The sequence below is a fragment of the Mitsuaria sp. PDC51 genome, from assembly GCF_900113225.1.
Lineage (GTDB): Bacteria > Pseudomonadota > Gammaproteobacteria > Burkholderiales > Burkholderiaceae_C > Roseateles.
Genome location: NZ_FOZE01000001.1, coordinates 1621020 through 1640367, shown reverse-complemented (window position 1 = coordinate 1640367; position 19348 = coordinate 1621020). Strand labels below are relative to the sequence as shown.

The window sequence follows — 19348 nt, the reverse complement described above, 5'->3', positions numbered from 1 at the left end:
ACTCGGGATATGTGGAATGACGTTGAGTTCTCAACGCGAGCGACCATACCCCGAAAGGCGGAGCCGTTTCCATAGTGAAAATGCTGTGAACGCGGTCACGGCGCAGGCGTTGTCGCGCCCCTGTCACCGGGGCAAACCCGGATGGTTTTCACAGGAGTGCGAAGGCGCACACAGCCCCTGCGCGAAGAGTGCGGATTTCCGCCCACCCGGCGCCCGACAAGCCCCGCCAGCGCCCTGTCCATGGGCGTCACGGCACCACGCCCGCGCGCGGCGGCACCACCGCGGCGCGATCGGTCGCGGTGAACGTTCGTGGTGATCGACGCCGGCGTTCAAGCCGACATCACGTGATGATTCAGCGTCAGGCCGAGGGCCTTGTAGGCCTTGAATCGCGCGCGTCCCGCGGCGACCTGTTCGGCATCTGTGGAGACCAGCTCCAGCACGCGCTCGAAGCGTTCGATGCCCGGCGGCACGCCCGGCTCGAAATTCAGCAGCACCCGGCACCCGGCCAGCGCGTCGAGCTGGTCCGAGAGCAGGATGGGGGTGCGCGCGCGCAGCAGTTCCGGCGTGTCGCCGCGCAGCAGCAGGTGGGGCAGGAACTCGCCGGGATCGAAGGTCCAGAGCGTCTGGTCGAGTCGTTCGAGCAGCCGCATCGGTCCCCACACCCCGACGGTCAGCCCGGCCGCCTGCGTCTTGCGCAGCAGGCGGCAGGCGTAGACCTGTCGGTCGGGCACGCCGGTATAGAAGTTGACCTCCGTCACCGGACCCGCCCTTCCCTTGTCAGCTTCCGAGGAACGCGGCGCGCGCTCAGCGGACCTGCGACAGCACGAAGTGCGTCAGCAGGCCGACCGGACGGCCGGTGGCGCCCTTGGCGCCGCCGCCCTTCCAGGCGGTGCCGGCGATGTCCAGGTGGCCCCAGCGGTACTTCGAGGCGAAGCGCTGCAGGAACTTGGCCGCCGTGATGGAACCGCCCTCGCGGCCGGCCACGTTGGCGACGTCGGCGAAGTTGGTCTTCAGGCCGTCGGCGTAGTCGTCGTCCAGCGGCAGGCGCCAGCACGGATCCAGCGCCGTCTCGCCGGCGGCCGACAGCGCGGCCGCCAGTTCGTCGTCGCTCGCGTACATGCCGGAGCGCACGCCGCCCAGCGCGATCACGCAGGCGCCGGTCAGCGTCGCGACGTCGACCACGGCCGCGGGCTTGAAGCGCTCGGCATAGGTCAGCGCGTCGCACAGGATCAGGCGGCCTTCGGCGTCGGTGTTCAGGATCTCGATGGTCTGGCCCGACATCGAGGTCACCACGTCGCCCGGCTTGACCGCGCGGCCGCTGGGCATGTTCTCGCAGGCGGCGATCAGCACGACCAGGTTGATCTTGGGCTTGAGCTCGGCCACCGCGCGCAGCGTGCCCAGCACGGAGGCGGCGCCGCCCATGTCGAACTTCATCTCGTCCATGCCGGCGCCCGGCTTGAGCGAGATGCCGCCCGAATCGAAGGTGATGCCCTTGCCCACCAGCACGATGGGCGCCTGCGTTCTGGCGGCGCCTTCGTATTTGGCGACGATGAAGCGCGGCGGCACGTCGGAGCCCTTGGCCACCGACAGGAAGGAGCCCATGCCCAGCTTCTCGATGCCCTTCTGGTCCAGCACCTCGACCTTGATGCCGTGGCTCTTGGCCAGCGCCTTGGTCTGGTCCGCCAGATAGGCCGGCGTGGCGACGTTGGGCGGCAGGTTGGCGCATTCACGCGCCACCGCGATGCCGGCACCGATGGCCTGGCCGCGCGTCAGGCCGGCCTTGACCGCCTTGGCCTCGTCCTTGCCGTGCAGCAGCGCGATCTTCGTCAGCTTGGACGCGGCGGGCGCGCTGGGCTTGGTTTCGCGGTAGACATAGACGGCGTCCTGGGCGGCCAGCACGGTCTGCTCGGCCAGGGACTCGGTCAGCTCGGCGCCGAAACCGGCGTAGGCCACCGAGGCGCCGGTCGCGCCCTTGCCCTTGAGCTGGCCCAGCGCCGCGGTCAACGCGGAACGCGCCGCCTTGAGCGTCGAACCGCTGGCGGCCACGATCAGGCGCGGGGCCTTCAGGCCGGCGGGACGGACCAGGGACAAGACCTGACCCGCCTTCAGCTCGAAGTCGCCGAGCTTGATGGCGTCCTTGACCAGGGCGGAGACGGTCTTGTCGAGCGACGCCGGCAGGCTGTCGCCGGCGACGATCAGCACCAGGGCGTCGGCGCCGTGCGACGACAGGGCGTCGAGGGACGCGAGCTGAGAGCGAAAGTCCATAATACCGAGAAGTAGATAAAGTGCCCGGATGTTATTCGATTCATCAGTACGCAAAGAACTCGCCCGCAGTTTCGGATTGGCCTTCGTGGTCATCCTGACCATCGTCGTGACGATGCTGCTGGTGCGCTCCCTCGGCATGGCGGCCAAGGGCACGGTGGCACCGCAGCATGTGCTGCTGTCGCTGGGCTACCTGGCCCTGGCCCAACTGCCGGTGATGCTGAGCCTGTCGCTGTTCGTCGCCGTCGTCATGTCGCTGGGGCGCATGTACAAGGAATCGGAGATGACCATCTGGTTCGCCAGCGGCCTGGGCCTGACGCGCTTCGTGCGGCCGGTGCTGACGATGGCCTCGCCGGTGCTGGTGGTGGTGACGGTCTTGATGACCATCGTCTGGCCGTGGAGCAACGAGAACAGCGCCCAGCTGCGCGAGCAGTTCGAGCAGCGCAGCGACCTGTCCCGTGTCGCGCCGGGCCAGTTCCAGAGCTCCAACGACGGCTCGCGGGTGTTCTTCATTGAACGCGACCCGGCCGACGAGGCCGCCGCGCGCAACGTCTTCATCATGAACAACACCGAGCACCTGGAGTCGGTGACGACCTCGGCGCGCGGCGCGCTGCAATACAAGAACAACCAGCGCGTCCTCGTGCTGGAGCACGGCCAGCGCAACGACGTGGACCTGCGCAACGGCGACAAGTCGGTCGCGCGCTTCCAGCAATACCAGGTGGTGGTCGACGACGAGGTGATGCGCGCCGACGGCAAGCGCGCGCCGAAGACGCGTCCGACGCTGGACCTGCTGGTCGACCGCTCGCCGCAGAACGACGGCGAGCTGGCCTGGCGCTTCGGCATGATCCTGGGCTGCGTCAACCTGGTGCTGCTGGGCATCGGCATCTCGGCGACCAACCCGCGCCGCGCCAGCAACTGGAACCTGCTGTTCGCACTGCTGGCCTTCATCGTCTACTTCAACCTGATCAACCTGACCCAGACCTGGGTGGTGGGCAACAAGATGAAGCTGGGGCCCGCGATGCTGGCGCTGCATGGCGGCGCCTTCGTCGTGACCATGCTGCTGCTGCTCTGGCGCGAACAGGGCGCGCGCCTGGGCGCCCCGCGCAGCGGCGTGCTGCCGGCGCCGCCGGAGAACCCGGCCTATGCCGAGACCGTGCTGGGCCCGGTCCCGGCGGGCGTGGTCATCGCGCCGGCCTCGATGTCCTCGTCCACGCCGGGAGTGCCCACATGAGAACCGTGCGGCGGCTGCTGTACCGCGACATCCTCAGTTCCTTCACCCTGGTCATGGCCGGGTTCCTGGCGCTGTTCTTCTTCCTGGACTTCATCGACGACCTGGACCGCTTCCAGCGCCTGGGCCTGGGCCTGGGACTGGCGGTGTGGTCCAGCGTGCTGAAGCTGCCGGGCCGTTTCTACGAACTGATGCCGATCGCGGTGCTGATCGGCACCATCTTCAGCATGGCGCGGCTGGCGCAGTCCAGCGAATTCACCATCCTGCGCACCGGCGGCCTGGGGCCGCAGCGCGCGCTGGGCCTGCTGAGCGTGATGGCGCTGGCCTTCGCGGTGCTGGCCTTCGTGGTGGGCGACTTCGTCAACCCCTGGGCGGACCGCCAGGCGCAGCTGCTCAAGTCCACCGCCAGCGGCGGCGTCACGAACGCGCAGGGCGCGTGGATGAAGGACCGCATCGGCGACTTCAGCTACGCGGTGCATGTCGGGCGGGCCCGCTCGAACGGGACGATGGAGGACGTGCTGGTCTTCGAGTTCGACAGCAAGGGCGCGATGGCGACCCGGCTGACCGCCAAGAGCGCCACCGTCGACGCCACCGGCCGCTGGCAGATGAACGAGGTGCGGCTGACGCAGTGGTCGCGCGTGGCGACCCCGCTGAGCCAGCCGGCCGCCAACGCGCCGCAGCCCAAGGACCCCGCGGCGCCGCAGGACAAGCTGTCCGAGAACCCCGCCATCCACGAGGTCCTGCTGCCGCGCTTCGACTGGCAGAGCCAGTTGCCGGCGGGCGTGGTGTCCGCGGCGGTGCAGCCGACCTGGAACATGTCCACGCTGGAGCTCTACCGCTACACGCGCCACCTGTCCTCGCAGGAGCAGTCCTCGGCGCAGCCGGAGATCCAGTTCTGGCGCAAGGCCTTCTATCCGTTCGCCTGCATGGTGATGGTGGCGCTGGCGCTGCCCTTCGCCTACCTGCACTTCCGCTCGGGCGGCATCAGCGTCAAGGTCTTCGGCGGCATCATGCTGGGCATCAGCTTCGTGGTGCTGAACGCGATCACCGGCCACCTCGGGCTGCTGCGCGACTGGACCCCCTGGCTGGTGGCGTCCGCGCCCAGCCTGCTCTACCTGGGCATCTCGATGGCGGCGTTCTACTGGCTGGTGCGCTATCGATGAAGGGCGGGAGCGCCGCCCGCCGGTCCGGCACCCGCCGGTCCCTTCCCCCGGCCGCGACCCGGCCGCTTCAACCGACGGAGGACTGCTGATGGACGGTCTGCTGCTCTTCGCCCACGGCGCCCGGGATCCGGCCTGGGCCGCCCCGTTCCAGGCCATCGCCGCCGAGCTGCAGACGCGGCGGCCCGACCTGCCGATCGCACTGGCCTACCTGGAGCTGATGGCCCCGGACATCGCCACCGCCGCCGGCGCCCTGGCCGCGCGCGGCTGCAGCCGCATCCAGATCGTGCCGATGTTCCTGGGTGCCAGCGGCCATGTGCGGCGGGACGTGCCGCCGCTGGTCGAGTCGCTGCGCGCGACGCACCCTCGGGTGCTGTTCGTGCTGCACGACGCGATCGGCGAACAGGCCTCCGTCATCCGCGCGATGGCGGGCGCGACGCTGGACCTCATCTCCGGCGTCACCCTGCCCGCCGATCCGCTCGACCCTTCCACCCCGACCGTGCTGCCCCAGGCCTGACGCCTGCGATGACCACGCCATGAACCTGCACCAGTTCCGCTTCGTCCAAGAGGCCGCGCGCCGCAACCTCAACCTGACCGAGACGGCCAAGGCGCTCTACACCTCGCAGCCAGGCGTCTCCAAGGCGATCCTGGAGCTCGAGGAGGAGCTCGGCGTCGACATCTTCTCGCGCCATGGCAAGCGGCTGCGCAGCATCACCGAGCCGGGGCGCCAGGTGCTGAAGTCGATCGAGATCATCATGCGCGAGGTCGGCAACCTCAAGCGCATCGGCGAGGAGTACTCCAAGCAGGACGTCGGCACGCTCTCGATCGCCACCACCCACACCCAGGCCCGCTATGTGCTGCCGGGGCCCGTCACCCAGCTGCGCCGGCAGTTCCCGCAGGTCAACATCGGCCTGCACCAGGGCAGCCCGGACCAGGTCGCCCGGATGCTGATCGACGAGACCGCCGACGTCGGCCTGGCCACCGAGTCGCTGTCGCAGTTCGAGGAGCTCGTCACCCTGCCCGCCTACGAATGGCAGCACGTGCTGGTGATGCGCGCGGAGCATCCGCTCGCGCAGGTCGAGCGCATCGACCTGGAGCAGCTCGCCCAGCAGCCGCTGGTGTCCTACCACCCCAGCTTCACCGGCCGCACCCGCATCGACCGGGCCTTCGCGCAGCGGCATCTGACGCCCAACATCGTGCTCGAGGCGATCGACTCGGACGTCATCAAGACCTATGTCCGGCTGGGACTGGGCATCGGCATCGTCGCCGAGATGGCGGTGCGCGAGGACCCACCCGGCGGCGAGCTGGTCTCGCGGCCGCTGGGCCACCTGCTGGGCCAGAACGTCGCGCGCATCGCCTTCAAGCGCGGCGCCTACCTGCGCAACTACGTCTACAGCTTCGCCGAGCTGCTGTCCGACCGGCTCAACCGCACGCTGCTGCAGCGCGCGATGAGCGGCGAGGCCAGCGACTACGACCTCTGACGCGCAACAAGCGCCCACCCGACGCCTTCCCCCGATCCGATCACGGCCACCTCCAGCGCCTCCCCCGCTTCCGACCCGCCCCTTCATCGATCCCACCATGCGTGTTCACACCCCCGTTCCCGCGAGCCGCCTGCCCCAACTGGGGGTGACGGTCTTCAGCGTCATGTCGGCGCTGGCGCAGCAGCACCAGGCCGTCAACCTGGGCCAGGGCTTCCCCGACTTCGACGGCGATCCGGCCTTGCTGGATGCCGTCGACGCCGCGATGCGCGCCGGCCACAACCAGTACCCGCCGATGCCCGGCGTGCCGGCGCTGCGCCAGGCGATCGCCGCCAAGATCCAGACGCTCTACGGCCATGCGTATGACCCGGACAGCGAGATCACCGTCACCGCCGGCGCGACGCAGGCGATCCTGACGGCGCTGCTGGCGGTGGTGCATCCCGGCGACGAGGTGATCGTGCTGGAGCCCGCCTATGACAGCTATGCGCCCAACATCGCGCTGGCGGGCGGCGTGCGGGTGGCGGTGCCGCTGGATCCCCAGACCTTCCGCCCCGACTTCGACCGGCTGCGCGCCGCGCTCACGCCGCGCACGCGGGCGATCATGATCAACAGCCCGCACAACCCCAGCGGCGCGGTCTGGAGCGCGGACGAACTGCGGCAGCTGGCCGAGCTGCTCGACGGCACCGAGGTGCTGGTGATCAGCGACGAGGTCTACGAGCACATGGTCTACGACGGCCACATGCACCAGAGCGTGTCGCGCCTGCCGGAGCTGGCGGCGCGCAGCCTCGTCGTCTCCAGCTTCGGCAAGACCTACCACGTGACCGGCTGGAAGGTGGGTTACGTGGCGGCGCCGGCAGCGCTCACGGCGGAGTTCCGCAAGGTGCACCAGTACAACGTGTTCACCGTCAATTCGGCGATGCAGCACGGCATCGCCACCTACATGCGCGATCCGGCGCCTTACCTCGGCCTGAGCGACTTCTACCAGCGCAAGCGCGACCGCTTCCGCGCCGGACTGGCGGACTCGGGCTTCGTGCTGCGCCCCTGCCCGGGCAGCTACTTCCAGTGCGTGGACTACGGCGGCCTGCGGCCCGAGCTGGCCGCGCTCGACGACATGGCGATGTGCCAGTGGCTGACTCGCGAGATCGGCGTCGCGGCGATTCCGCTGTCGGCCTTCTACGGCGGCGGCAGCGACGCGAAGGTCATCCGCTTCTGCTTCGCGAAGAAGGACGAGACGCTGGACCTCGCGCTCGACCGCCTGAAGCGGATCTGAGGCCGGGCCGGCCGCTGGCGGCCCGCAACGCTCGTCAGCGGCCCTTGGCGTCTCTCGGCGGCTCGTCGTCCACCAGCGACAGGTCCAGGTCGACCGACTGCGTGAGGACCGACCGCGGTGCCGGCATGCCCGGCGGCGGCGGTGGCGACTGCCACACCATGGTCGCCATCTGGTCCACGTGCGCCGTCGCATCCAGCGGCAGCACGACATCGATCGACTGGCCGTCGACCTCGTGCTCCGCGCGGTCCCGCGCCACGGCGTACAGCAGCAGCAGGTCGCGGTAGGCCGGCAGGCCCAGGTCGCCGCTGTACTCCTGATGCTTGGACAGCAGGTCCTGCAGCAGGCTCATGCTGCCCTCGGCGTCGACCCAGGCGGCCTCGAGCCGATCGATCAGTTCGTCATGGGCCTCCAGCCCCTCGCCCTCGTTCAGGTCGTCGCTCCACGACGGCGCGCGCGCATGGAACTGCTCCGCGAAACGCGTACCGACGCGATCGAAGGCCTCGCGGTCGCCGCGGCGCTGGTAGAGCTCCATCAGCTTGAGGAAGGGCAGGCCGCTGGCCGCGTCGCGCTGGTTCAGGCGCGAGGACAGCAGCTCGATGGCCGCGTCGTCCTGGCCCAGGACCATGAAGAAATCGACCTGCTGCTCCAGGTCGATCAGTTCCTCGACGGTCACCAGGCTGCCGACGCCGCCCAGGTCGGCGGTGAACGGCGCGGGCCGCGTGTCGTCGCGATCGAACTGCAGGCTCAGCGGCTCGACCGCCTCCATGGCCTCGAGCGCGGCCAGCGCCTCCAGCGCGTCGTCGGCGGCGGTGGTCGGCGCCCGCGTCGAGGCGCGCGCCGGTGGCGGCGTCAGCGGGCCGGGCCGGGTCGGTTCCTCGACGGCGGTGAGCGGCATCGGGATCGTCGTTGGCGCCGACGAGGCGGGCGGCCCGTCGGTCGACAGGTGCGACATCAACGGGGCCGGCGAACTGTGCGGATCGGTCGGCGTGAAAGGCGACGGCCCCGTGGGCATCGGCGGCGGCACCGTCGCGGCGCCTCGCATCTCCGCCTCGGCGTCCTGACGCGAATCGGTCAGCCAGTGCTGTTCCGCCTCGCGCCGCTGCATGCGGTTGCTGCGCCACAGCAGCAGGCTGCTCGCGGCCAGCGCCAGGCTCAGCAGGCTCAGCCCCAGCACCCAGGTCGAGGACGATCCACCCGTCTCGGCGGCCCGTTCGCGCGCGGCCTGCAGGTCCTGGCGCAGCGTGTTCATCGCGGCGAGCGTGCGCTTCTGCTCCGCCTGCAGGTCGGCGATCTGCTTCTGCATCGCCAGCACCTGCTGGCGGGCCTCCTCGGCGGCGCTGGCCGCGCTGGCGGCGGCCTCGGCCGCCAGCAGCGCGGGCGCGGACGACTGCAAGGCCTCGGCGGGTTCGAGGCTCAATCGGGGCGCGGACGATCGTGTCGCGCGTTCCTCGCGGCGAACGGCCGCCGGCGCCGCGGCGCTACCGTCGCGCTCGGGGCCAGGGCTTGCCTGCGCCACGCGACGGGGGGCGCGGCGTGGGCGCTCGGCCGCGGAGGACCTGGGCGTCGCGGCCGCGGCCAATGCCGGTTCGCCTGCACTGACGGGCGCCGAGGCACGGGGCGCCTCGGTCACGCGGGCGGGCTGCCCTTCCCGCTGCGCTTGCATCGCGGGCGACACCAGCGGCACGGTCGTCGCGCCGGTGTCGGCCAACGGTTCTGCATTCAGGCCGGGCGGATCGATGAAAGCGGTGTATTGGCGCGTCAGCCGCGCGCTGCAGCCCACGCTCAGCTGCACCGAGACGATGGGCTCGTCGATGCGCTGCACGCTGCGCAGCCGCACGCCGGTGGGGCGTCCAGCGTCGCCCTCGATCTGCCAGTGCAGGCCCGAGGCGGACAACGGGTTCTCGCCCGCGCTGACCTCGGCGCGCACGCAGTCGGGCGTGAGGCTCTCGCCGGGATTGAGCTGGACGGGGAACAGCAGGTTCAAGGGCTGCCCCAGCGACGAGGCCGCCTGCGGTCGGCCCACGCCGAGACTCCACGCGGGCGCCGACATCACGAGGATGGCCAGCACGAGAACGCTATGCGACGGCAACACGCCGCGCGGGTCGTGATGATCTCGATCCATGCCCGCTGTCATTGCTGTTGGAGTGCGTTTCACTCTAGCACGGCGCTCCCCGGGACAAACCCGGAAAAGCGCCCCTCCTTCGCCCGCGACGCGCATCGCCCGCGCATCATGCGCGCATCGGCGCGGCGCCATGGGGCGCGCCGCGGGTCCCTCACAATAGGCCGGATGAGGTCGCGACACACGCGGCCCGTCCGCATCTTTCAGGAGACGGCTGGCCTGTCACGCCAGCGACAAAGCATGAACAGCTCGGTTCTTACAATTTCCGAACGCAACAACATCGAGTCGGGGCCGTGGTTCTCCAAGCTGTCACTGCCGTTGCGCAGCGACATTCTGGCGCGCGCCACCGTGCGTCGCCTCGCCGACGGCGCGCTGATGTCGGTGCGCGGCGAACCGGCCGAGGAATGGATCGGCGTGGCCAAGGGCGCGGTGCGCGTCAGTTCGGTGTCGCTGTCAGGCAAGCAGGTGACGCTGACCTATGTCGAGCCCGGCATCTGGTTCGGCGACATCGCCCTCTTCGACGGCCTGCCCCGCACGCACGACGCCAGCGCCCATGGCGAGACCACGCTGCTGGTGATCCGCAAGCCCGACTTCAAGGACCTGCTGCAACGCCACACCGAGCTGTACGAGGCGCTGCTTCGCCTGAACTGCCGGCGGCTGCGGCTGATGTTCGACCAGGTCGAGGACCTCAACACCCGACCCCTGGCCTCGCGGCTGGCCAAGCAGATCCTGCTGCTGGCGCGCAGCTACGGCGTGTCGCAGGGCGAGGAGGTTCGCATCGGCCTGCAGCTGGCGCAGGAAGACCTCGCGCAGTTGCTGGGCGCGTCGCGCCAGCGCGTGAACCAGGAGCTCAAGGGCTTCGAGCGCGAAGGCGCGGTGCGCGTCGAGCCGACGCGGCTGGTGGTATTGAGCAAGGAGAAGCTGTTGGCCATCGCCAACCGCTGAGCGCCCGGCGACCGATCCCCCGGTCCCCGGAGCGCGTGTTTCGCATCTCACGACAACTCCAGGAGACCTTGTGGACGACGCATTCACCGGCACCCGCGCCCCGACGCATCCGATCGACGCCCAGGCGCTCGCCGCCTGGCTGGCGCGCGAGATTCCCGGCTTCACCGGCCCGCTGACGATCGAGCAGTTCAAGGGCGGCCAGTCCAACCCCACCTACCAGCTGATCACGCCCGGCGGCAGCTACGTGATGCGGGCCAAGCCCGCGCCGGTGGCGAAACTACTGCCCTCCGCGCACGCGATCGAGCGCGAATTCACCGTGATGCGGGCACTGGCCGGCACCGACGTGCCGGTGCCGCAAATGCTGGCGCTGTGCGAGGACGAGTCCGTCATCGGCCGCGCCTTCTACGTGATGGCCTTCGTGCAGGGCCGCGTGCTGTGGGACCAGACGCTGCCCGGCGCGTCGAACGCGGAACGCGCCGCGATCTACGAGGAGATGAACCGGGTCATCGCGGCGCTGCATCGCGTCGACTTCCGCGCGCTGGGCCTGGAAGGCTACGGCAAGCCGGGCAACTACTTCGAGCGCCAGATCGGCCGCTGGAGCAAGCAGTACCAGGCCACGATCACCGGCCCGAACGAGGCGATGGACCGCCTGATCGACTGGCTGCCCGCGCACATCCCCGAATCGGCGCGCGACGAACGCGAAGTCTCCATCGTGCATGGCGACTACCGGCTGGACAACCTCGTCTTCCATCCGACCGAGCCCCGCGTGCTGGCGGTGCTGGACTGGGAGCTGTCGACGCTGGGCCACCCGCTGGCGGACTTCAGCTACCACTGCATGTCCTGGCACATCCGCAAGACCGGCGCCGCGCGCGGGCTGGGCGGCGTGGACCTGGCGCCGCTGGGCATCCCGGGCGAACTGGACTACGTGCGCCGCTATTGCGAGCGCACCGGCCGTGCCGATCCGCAGCTGGTGATGAAGGACTGGAACTTCTACCTGGCCTACAACCTGTTCCGCATCTGCGCCATCCTGCAGGGCATCGCCAAGCGGGTGGAGGACGGCACCGCCTCGAGCGCGCAGGCCCGCGAGGCCGCGGCAGGCGCCAAACCGATGGCGGAGCTGGGCTGGGAGATCGCGCAGAAGCTGTCGCGCTGAGGCCCCGACCTCCTGCTTTGGGAGCAGAGGGTCGCGAGTTCCCGAACAGGCGAATTTCCAGGCTACAATCTGCGGCTTCGTCGGGGCGTAGCGCAGTCTGGTAGCGCATCTGCTTTGGGAGCAGAGGGTCGCGAGTTCCCGAACAGGCGAATTTCCAGGCTACAATCTGCGGCTTCGTCGGGGCGTAGCGCAGTCTGGTAGCGCATCTGCTTTGGGAGCAGAGGGTCGCGAGTTCGAATCCCGCCGCCCCGACCATTTCTCCAGAAGAGCCGCAAGGAGCAATCCTCGCGGCTCTTCGTTTTTTCAGAGTGGCGACGCGCGACCGCGCTCTGGCGCTCTGGATCAGCGCCTCGCATCCAGCGGCACCGCCGCGGTCTCCACGAAGATCGACGGCCGGAAGCCCTCCGCGCGCCCTTCCGTCGACTTGTCCGGCTCGGCCGCCAGCACCTCGATCGCGAGCGCCGTCATCGGCTTCGCGAACAGGTAGCCCTGCAGCTCGTCGCAGCCCATGGCCACGAGCTGGTCGCGCTGCGCCGCCGTCTCCACGCCCTCGGCCACGACCTTCAGGTGCAGCACGCGGGCCATCTCGATGACCGCGCGCACGATGGCCTGCGCCTGGACGCTGGTGGCGACATCGGCCACGAAGGCCCGGTCGATCTTGAGCTCCTGCGCCGGCAGCTGGCGCAGCGCAGCCAGGCTGGAGTAGCCGGTGCCGAAGTCATCGATCGACACATGCACGCCCAGCGCGCCCAGGCGCTTGAACGCGCGGCCGGTGACCGTGGCGTGCTCCATCGCGACCGATTCGGTGATCTCGCAGGTGAAGCGCTCGGGCCGCAGGCGATGGCGCCGCAGGCCTTTCTCGAGGCGCCCGATGAATTCGTCCGAGCGCATCTGGTAGCCCGACACGTTGATCGCGACGCGCATGCGCAGGCCCATCTCGCGCCAGCGCGCCGCCTGCGTGAGCGCGGTGTCGGCCACCCAGTCGCCGATCGGATCGATCAGGCCGTAGCGCTCCGCGATCGGGATGAAACGCGACGGGCTCACCATGCCGAGCGTCGAATGCCGCCAGCGCAGCAGGGCTTCCACGCCGGTCACCTGCAGCGTGCGCGCATCCATCTTCGGCTGGTAGACCAGCTCCAGCTCCCGGTTCTTGATCGACTCCCGCAGCTCGCGCGCCATCGTGAGCTCCTCGCGCAGCTCCTCCTCCTGGACCGCGTCGAAGAAGGCGTGGCCGTTGCCGCCCAGGCGCTTGACCGAGCGCATCGCCGTCTGCGCGCGGCGGATCAACCGGATCGAGTGGCCGTGCTCGGGCGACATCGCCACGCCCACCGACAGGCTCACCGTCAGCGGTGTCGCGCCGACCAGGACCGGCTCGCCCAGCGCCTCCAGCACCTGCCGCACCAGGGCGTCGGTCTGCGATGCCGGGACCTCGCTCCACAGGGCGAATTCATCCCCCGCGAGCCGCCCGACGAGGGACCGCTTTCCGGCGAGCTGCCGCAGCCGCTCGGCGGTGCGCACCAGCAGGTGATCGCCGTGGTCCTTGCCGTGCTCTTCGTTGATCAACCGGAAGCCATCCAGGCCGATGTAGAGCAGGCTGCCCTCGCCGCCGCGGCGCTGCAGCGCGTCCAGCAGCGCGGCGAACTCGTCCTCGAAGCGGCGCGCCGGCAGCAGCCCGGTGAGCCGGTCCCGACGCCGGGCACCGGACGCGCGGCCGAACTTTCCCTGGACCGCCATCAGCAGGACCAAGGTCAGGACCACGCCCAGCAGGACGCCCAGGAGAACCCACATCAGCGTCAACAGCGGCTCCAGATGCAGCAAGGAGGAAGTGGGGATGCTAGGCGCTGAACGCACTTTCGTGCGGCGGCAGCACCGGAATGCGGGGGCCCGTCCGATCGGCGCGCGGTCCGGGCGTGAAGAACTCGGCGTGGCGCGAGCGTCGTCCGCGCCGACGGACACGGGGTTCGCAGCCTCAGCGCGACACCCCACCCGTCAGGGCGATAGGCGGGTGGCGATCAGGGGAAACCCCATGCGAGGGCTCGTGTCAGCGCGATGTCAGGCAGGGACAATGCGCGCTGTTTTTTTGTTTCAAAAGAGCGTCCTTCCTGGTCACGAGCCTGGAGCCGGGCGCGGCAACGGGCAACCCGGGAAGAGGATCGAGCACAGCATGGCGCTACAGCATTTGACCGACGAGCAGGTGCAGACCTGGTCGCGCGCGCAGAAGGACGAGTGGTGGTTCAAGAACGTCTTCCGCGGCGACATGGCGCAGCTCTCGCTGCGTTCGGGCTTCACCGGCTTCATGCTGGGCGGCATCCTGGCCGCGACCTCGCTGTACATCGGCGGCAAGACCGGCATCAGCGTCGGCGTGGGGCTGACCTCGGTGATCCTGGCCTTCGCGATGTTCCGCATCTTCGCGTCGCTGGGCTGGGCCAAGGACTACACGATCCTGGAGAACAACTGCACCCAGTCGATCGCCACGGCCGCGGGCTACGTGGTCTCGCCGCTGTTCTCGTCGCTGGCGGCGTACATGCTGTTCGTCGACCACATCGTGCCGTGGTGGCAGATGATGATCTGGATGATCGTCATCGCGGTGCTGGGCGTGCTGGTGGCGTTCCCGATGAAGCGGCGCTTCATCAACGAGGACCAGCTCCCCTTCCCCGAGGGTCGCGCCTGCGGCGTGGTGCTGGACTCGCTCTACACCGGCGAGGGCGGCGAAGGCATGTACAAAGCCAAGCTGCTGGCCAAGGTGGCGGCGGGCGCCGCGATCTACCAGGCGCTGATCAGCGATGGCTGGATGAAGCTGCTGCAGTTCAAGCTGCTGCGCATGGACAAGTGGGCCGGCATGACCGAGCCCTGGACCTTCCATGAGCGGCTGGACCAGTACTACTACGGCATGGCGGCCAAGGCCGAGATCTGGATCCCGAAGATCCTGGGCACCGACATCCGCGCGCTGGGGCTGCGCCTGACGCTGGACGCGGCCATGCTGGGCGTGGGCGGGCTGATGGGCATCGCGGTGGCGACAAGCTGCCTGCTGGGCGCGTTCGTGAACTTCGTGGTGCTGGCGCCGATCATGATCCAGGCCGGCGACATCGTGCAGCGCGTGGCGCCCAACGGCGCGCCGATCCCGATCTCGCGGGCGGAGATCGTCAACCAGTGGTCGATGTGGTGGGGCGTGGCGATGATGGTCGCGGGCTCGCTGACGACGCTGCTGGCCAAGCCCGACCTGTTCGTGGCGGTGTTCAAGTCCTTCCGCCGCAAGCCAGGCCAGGCCGGCGGCGGCAGCGACCTGCTCAAGGACATCGAGGTGCCGCTGTGGATCTCCTTCGTCGGCGTGCCGGTGATGGGCGTGCTGACGGCCTACATCGCGCACCTGTTCTTCGGCGTGCCGGTGGGCATGGCGCTGATCTCGCTGCCGCTGATCCTGGTGCTGACGGTGATCTGCACGAACTCGATGGCGCTGACCTCGTGGACGCCGACGGGCGCGCTGTCCAAGATCACGCAGTTCACGATGGGCGCGATCGACCGGACCAATCCGGCGTCCAACCTGATCCCGGCGGGCATGACCTCGGAGATCTCGTCGAACGCGGCCAACCTGCTGAGCGACATCAAGCCGGGCTACATGCTGGGCGGCAAGCCGCGTCACCAGGCGATCGGTCACGTGATCGGCGTGGTGGCGGGGGTGCTGTTCTGCGTGCCGCTGTTCTTCCTGCTGTTCGTGCCGAAGAACGCCGAGGGCCTGCGTTCGACGTCGACCATCATTTCCGAACAGTTCTCGATGCCGGCGGCGGTGCAATGGCGCGGCGTGGCGGAGATCATCGCCAACGGGCTGCACAGCCTGCCGGCGTCGGCGCTGATCACGATGGCGATCGCGGCGGTGTGCGCGGTGGCGATCGAGCTGATCAAGATGGCGACCAAGGGCAAGTTCCCGCTGTCGTCGGTGGCGATCGGCCTGGGCGTCGTGCTGCCGCCGGAGTCGACCTTCGCGATGTGGGTCGGCGCGATGATCTTCTTCGTGATGGCCAAGGTCCACAAGACGCCGGGCACGTCGGGCTGGAAGCGCTGGGTGGACGGCTGCGAGCCGATCTGCGCGGGGCTGATCTCGGGCGCGGCGCTGATGGGCATCGGCAACGCGATCGTGAACGTGCTGATCTGATCTTCAGCTTGTCGAGAGTCGATCGACCATGGATCGACTTCGAACCGTTCCCCGGCCGTCGTTAACGGCGGTTCGCATGGCACAATTCGGGCCCTTCGGAGGCGTGGGAACGCCCTCCCGGGGCCCGAAGTCCGTTCTGGACAAAGGCATCGATCGGTCTACCGATTTCCGTCTGCCCATAGCTCAACTGGATAGAGCAGCCGCCTTCTAAGCGGCAGGTCGGGGGTTCGAGTCCCTCTGGGCAGGCCAGTTCAACGGTGCGGTGAAAGCGCTCGCTAGGCTTGGCCTAGCGCCTTCCGTGCTCGGTGGGTTCTGGCGAACTGCGTCGAGACGCTGACCGCCGGTCAGCCGCTTACCTGCATGGGGATTGGCGTGCTCCGGCGCCGCGGCGTGCTCGTCGCAATCGACGGTGTTGATGTTCCAAAGGTAGGACGCCGTCTCCTCGACGATGAACCAGCCGGCGTCCTCGCGGGTTGCCGGGATGAGCACCAGCGCGAGGGCGTCGTTGCCCCAGGTCAGCACGGCCACGATGTCGCCGTGGACGCGGGGCCTTGCGCAGGTCGAGTCCAAGAGCCATGGCTCCCCCGGAAAGTTCGCGGGGAAACTGCCATCCTTGACACGACAGGCCGAAGCGCGGCGGGCATGAAAAGGTCCGACGCGCAGCCGGGCTGCAGGTGCGGACGCGGTACTCAGCGATCCGACGGACGCGGCGGGCTGCCGAAGCCACCGCCGGGGCCCATGGAGCCCGTGCCGGGCCCGCCGGGCTCGCGGCCCTTCTTCACGATCAGCGCGACGATGCCGATCACGATCAGCAGGCCGAGCACGGCGCGAGGGCCGTAGTGTGGCCGGCATCGGCATCCTCGGCCAGCACTGCCCTGGCGGCGGCATCCGGCACGGTGGCCGCGGCGTTGGGCGGGTCCGCGGCCAGGGCCACGGGTGCGGCAGCGAGCGCGGCGGCCGCCAGTGCTAACGCCACCAGCGGGCGCGGAAACAGCGAAGGGTTCAACATCGGGAGCCTCTCATCGAGTGGACGGGTGAGGCCGCGCTAGCGGCGCACCGATCAGCCCCCCGAACCTAGTGGGTCGAGGCGCGGCGCGACCTCAGGCGGAAGGCTGCCATCCTTGGTACGCTGATCGGATGTCCGCCCTCGGTCCTTTCCAACGACACCCGCAGTTCGCCAACGGCACGTTCTTCGAAGCGGATCCGCTTGCAGGTGTCGAAGCTCTATACCGATGGTGCGACGAGCGCTTCGGCACTACATGGCGCACAGGCAGGAGCAGCATCCTCGCTAGGGACTGGAATGAAGGTTTCGAGCCCGCAGTGAAGCGTCTCCTTTTCATCGCTTACGCAATTGAGCGATATGTGGCGAACCTCACCACAGAGTCAACGCCGGCCATCGACCACAAAATCCCAACATTTCTCAAGTGCAATAGCGTTACGCAGTTTCGAGAAGATCTTGGGGAATTGGTAATTGGTGGCATTATCGGCGACAAGGCCGGCCCGGTGGCTTGCGACCCACTCGTCCGGCCACTAACCTTCAGTGGCGATTCAGGGGCGACGCGGCCCAATAGCTGCGATTTTGCGATAAGGATGCCGAATGACGACGGCGAGCCGACGGACATATTAGTCGATGTAACAACACTCAACTTTGGCCACTATCGGGACTGGCAAAAGGCCCTCGACGAGGTCGCCAACAGCATTTCCAACCAAATCATTAAGGCGGGCCTATTCAAACAGCTATCGTTCTCGGCTTCGCTTGGAATCACAGCACACAGCCCCTTTAGACGCGATGTGCTCAGCCTCATCGAAGAGATGCGCGACTCAGCGGACGGACGCAAAGTTCTCAGCCTACCTGGCGGGGAAGTGGAGGTGGCCTGGGAGGGGATGGACATCATACAAATTGAGCCGGATGAATTTCCTACAGGAAATTTCCGGGGCCGAGCAGCTGTCTTTCATACTGCTGGAGCTGTTGCTCATTCAAGTGTTTCTGTAAACCGCACACTGCGACCCGCAGCGACGGACGAAGCCATCATCTACAAGAGCTTGATCAGGACGCTCAAAGCCAAAAAGGAACAACTAAAATTTTTGGACAAAGAGACAACAGAAACAGCCATCTTCATTCAGAATGCATCAGAGGTCATCCCCGACGCCTATCTAGAATGGCTTCTTCACACTCGAGTTTGGCCCAATCCGGAATTTCGTTGGCTCAGTTGTGTGTCAATATTCAGAATAACAGAGGATTACTCCACACGGAATCGTGCTGTGGTGATCGCAATAATCACCAATCCAAATGCACACCACAAGACCCCACAGAGTTTTCTCAATGCAATGACAACTGAGGTCACTTATCGCGGTGGAATTGTCCAACCTACACCGCCATCGGAGACACTCCTCGCCGCTTCGCCCCCGTCTTCCTCGTAGCCGGCGCGATAAACATTGCGAACTTCTCCCCGGCCTCGCGGATCTGGCCGAACTGCCGGTGGGCATCCGACCGGTGGCTGCTGGAGTTGACGATTGAGGTGCTGAAGAGCGCTTGATCCAGGTCGCGTCGGTGGCAAATCAGCAGGATGTCTTCTTGTTGGACATCGCGGCTGCTAGAGCTGGCTGGCGGTGCGCGAGGCAGACGTGACTAGCGACTCGGTCATGTAGGCCACGAGGTCCTCCGCTCTTCCAGAGGTTAAGCAACTACGGCGAATACTGCCGGCGTGCCGCAGCTGAGGTCCGCGATACTCCTCCCGCAATCGGAACGGGGTCCTGACTGACCATCTGAATCTCGAGCCCCGAGAGCAGCAGTGTGCTCACGCGCAACGCTGCTTCGATCTCCTCACGCGAAAGTTCGGGGCGACGTGCCGCCAGAAGGTCCACGACCTCCCCGCGCTCCAGGTCGTAGGCAATGTCGGAGAGGAGTGCGTCTTTCCCTACGATCTTCAATCCGAAAGTCCGCTTGAGTTCCAGTCTCTTTTCTGGAGAGACCGAATACTCGACATGTTCCGAGCATGAAATGTTGTCGGGTGTGCTTGACGCCTGCCGCAGCAATGCAGTGCGAATGCCTTCATTGTCGATCGCGCTGTTCGGATCGACCAAGAGGCGGTCCATCGCCGCTTGCACGGCACGCACGAGATCATCGCGAATCAAGAACATCGCTCAGCGTTCCCGAGAGCTATCGCCCGCGCTGATTGAACTCGCAGTTCGTGTTGCCAGATTTCGAGTCCCTCCGCACAATCCGAGCCCCCCCGACAGCACGCGCGCCCCAATTAGCCGCGCGGCTTCTCGTAGACAGGCGTGAACTCGGGCGCCGCGGAATCCAGCTTCCCGTACAGCCTTTCGCTGTCATCCTTCCACCAATATTCGGTGTACTGAGCGGGTGCCTTCCACTCGTGAATGGCGATCAGGCCGAGCAAGGAGCAAGGGTTGTCGGCCATGAAGTCCCAGCCATTCTTCTCGGCGCAGTACATGTCGGTATCGACATCGCGCCAGAGACGAAATCCCTTCTGCTTCAACACATTCAATGCGGTGTTGTAGACATTCGTATATTCAGAAAGCGCTGCCATCGTTCCTTCTCCGTAAATCAGCGATCGACCAT

The 19348-nt window shown here is 67.7% G+C and carries 17 protein-coding genes and 2 tRNA genes; 11 read left to right on the top strand and 8 right to left on the bottom strand.

Annotated features, from left to right (window positions below):
* Positions 1-329 precede the first annotated feature (329 nt).
* Together BM393_RS07175 and BM393_RS07170 are read right to left on the bottom strand one after the other, a co-directional pair.
* Positions 330-758: a DNA polymerase III subunit chi gene (locus tag BM393_RS07175; RefSeq protein WP_091724004.1), complete on the bottom strand. Its 429-nt coding sequence runs from the start codon at positions 756-758 to the stop codon at positions 330-332.
* A 46-nt stretch (positions 759-804) separates the two neighbouring features.
* Entirely contained in the window at positions 805-2265 is a 1461-nt protein-coding gene (locus BM393_RS07170; RefSeq protein WP_091724002.1) for a leucyl aminopeptidase, read from the bottom strand.
* A 28-nt stretch (positions 2266-2293) separates the two neighbouring features.
* On the opposite strand from BM393_RS07170, the gene lptF reads away from it, so the two are divergent.
* The 5 genes from lptF (at position 2294) to BM393_RS07145 (ending at position 7398) form a co-directional block, all read left to right on the top strand.
* The gene (gene lptF, locus BM393_RS07165) at positions 2294-3493 is read left to right on the top strand and encodes an LPS export ABC transporter permease LptF (protein WP_091723999.1); all 1200 of its coding nucleotides are present in this window, start codon (positions 2294-2296) and stop codon (positions 3491-3493) included.
* Positions 3490-4653 (top strand): LPS export ABC transporter permease LptG, encoded by a 1164-nt coding sequence (gene lptG / locus BM393_RS07160; RefSeq protein WP_091723996.1) that lies wholly within the window; start codon positions 3490-3492, stop codon positions 4651-4653. The genes lptF and lptG overlap by 4 nt, the downstream gene beginning before the upstream one ends.
* 88 nt (positions 4654-4741) lie before the next feature.
* Complete coding sequence (locus BM393_RS07155) at positions 4742-5167, top strand: sirohydrochlorin chelatase (protein ID WP_091723994.1); 426 nt, start codon at positions 4742-4744, stop codon at positions 5165-5167.
* 19 nt (positions 5168-5186) lie between these two features.
* The gene (locus BM393_RS07150; RefSeq protein WP_091723991.1) at positions 5187-6131 is read left to right on the top strand and encodes a CysB family HTH-type transcriptional regulator; all 945 of its coding nucleotides are present in this window, start codon (positions 5187-5189) and stop codon (positions 6129-6131) included.
* A gap of 97 nt (positions 6132-6228) precedes the next feature.
* Positions 6229-7398: a pyridoxal phosphate-dependent aminotransferase gene (locus tag BM393_RS07145; protein ID WP_091723988.1), complete on the top strand. Its 1170-nt coding sequence runs from the start codon at positions 6229-6231 to the stop codon at positions 7396-7398.
* Positions 7399-7432: 34 nt separating this feature from the next.
* Here BM393_RS07145 and BM393_RS07140 read toward each other — a convergent pair whose 3' ends face one another.
* Positions 7433-9520 (bottom strand): hypothetical protein, encoded by a 2088-nt coding sequence (locus BM393_RS07140; RefSeq protein ID WP_141225252.1) that lies wholly within the window; start codon positions 9518-9520, stop codon positions 7433-7435.
* Positions 9521-9757: 237 nt separating this feature from the next.
* On the opposite strand from BM393_RS07140, the gene BM393_RS07135 reads away from it, so the two are divergent.
* The 3 genes from BM393_RS07135 to BM393_RS07120 all read left to right on the top strand — a co-directional run bounded on the left by BM393_RS07135 (position 9758) and on the right by BM393_RS07120 (position 11870).
* Positions 9758-10462 carry a Crp/Fnr family transcriptional regulator gene (locus tag BM393_RS07135; protein WP_091723982.1) on the top strand — a complete coding sequence of 235 codons (705 nt, stop codon included), beginning with the start codon at positions 9758-9760 and terminating at the stop codon, positions 10460-10462.
* Positions 10463-10532: 70 nt separating this feature from the next.
* A complete protein-coding gene (locus tag BM393_RS07130) occupies positions 10533-11615 on the top strand; it encodes a phosphotransferase family protein (protein ID WP_091723979.1) in 1083 nt (360 codons plus the stop codon).
* A gap of 178 nt (positions 11616-11793) precedes the next feature.
* Positions 11794-11870, top strand: a tRNA-Pro gene (locus BM393_RS07120).
* A gap of 87 nt (positions 11871-11957) precedes the next feature.
* Here the strand turns inward: BM393_RS07120 and BM393_RS07115 are convergent.
* Complete coding sequence (locus BM393_RS07115; RefSeq protein ID WP_091723977.1) at positions 11958-13433, bottom strand: bifunctional diguanylate cyclase/phosphodiesterase; 1476 nt, start codon at positions 13431-13433, stop codon at positions 11958-11960.
* Positions 13434-13779: 346 nt separating this feature from the next.
* Between BM393_RS07115 and BM393_RS07110 the strand changes: the two genes are divergently transcribed.
* A complete protein-coding gene (locus tag BM393_RS07110; protein WP_175538212.1) occupies positions 13780-15765 on the top strand; it encodes an OPT family oligopeptide transporter in 1986 nt (661 codons plus the stop codon).
* Between the two features lie 172 nt (positions 15766-15937).
* Positions 15938-16014 (top strand) — tRNA-Arg (locus BM393_RS07105).
* Positions 16015-16454: 440 nt separating this feature from the next.
* Here BM393_RS07105 and BM393_RS26275 read toward each other — a convergent pair.
* Together BM393_RS26275 and BM393_RS07100 are read right to left on the bottom strand one after the other, a co-directional pair.
* Positions 16455-16589 (bottom strand): hypothetical protein, encoded by a 135-nt coding sequence (locus tag BM393_RS26275; protein WP_256382270.1) that lies wholly within the window; start codon positions 16587-16589, stop codon positions 16455-16457.
* The gene (locus tag BM393_RS07100) at positions 16574-16774 is read right to left on the bottom strand and encodes a hypothetical protein (protein ID WP_091723972.1); all 201 of its coding nucleotides are present in this window, start codon (positions 16772-16774) and stop codon (positions 16574-16576) included. The genes BM393_RS26275 and BM393_RS07100 overlap by 16 nt, the downstream gene beginning before the upstream one ends.
* Before the next feature lie 128 nt (positions 16775-16902).
* On the opposite strand from BM393_RS07100, the gene BM393_RS25140 reads away from it, so the two are divergent.
* Complete coding sequence (locus tag BM393_RS25140) at positions 16903-18186, top strand: hypothetical protein (RefSeq protein WP_141225251.1); 1284 nt, start codon at positions 16903-16905, stop codon at positions 18184-18186.
* 264 nt (positions 18187-18450) lie between these two features.
* Here the strand turns inward: BM393_RS25140 and BM393_RS07095 are convergent, their stop codons facing one another.
* Positions 18451-18906, bottom strand: a complete 456-nt coding sequence (locus tag BM393_RS07095) for a hypothetical protein (protein WP_091723969.1) — start codon at positions 18904-18906, stop codon at positions 18451-18453.
* Positions 18907-19019: 113 nt separating this feature from the next.
* Positions 19020-19316: a hypothetical protein gene (locus tag BM393_RS07090; RefSeq protein WP_091723966.1), complete on the bottom strand. Its 297-nt coding sequence runs from the start codon at positions 19314-19316 to the stop codon at positions 19020-19022.
* Positions 19317-19348 lie beyond the last annotated feature (32 nt).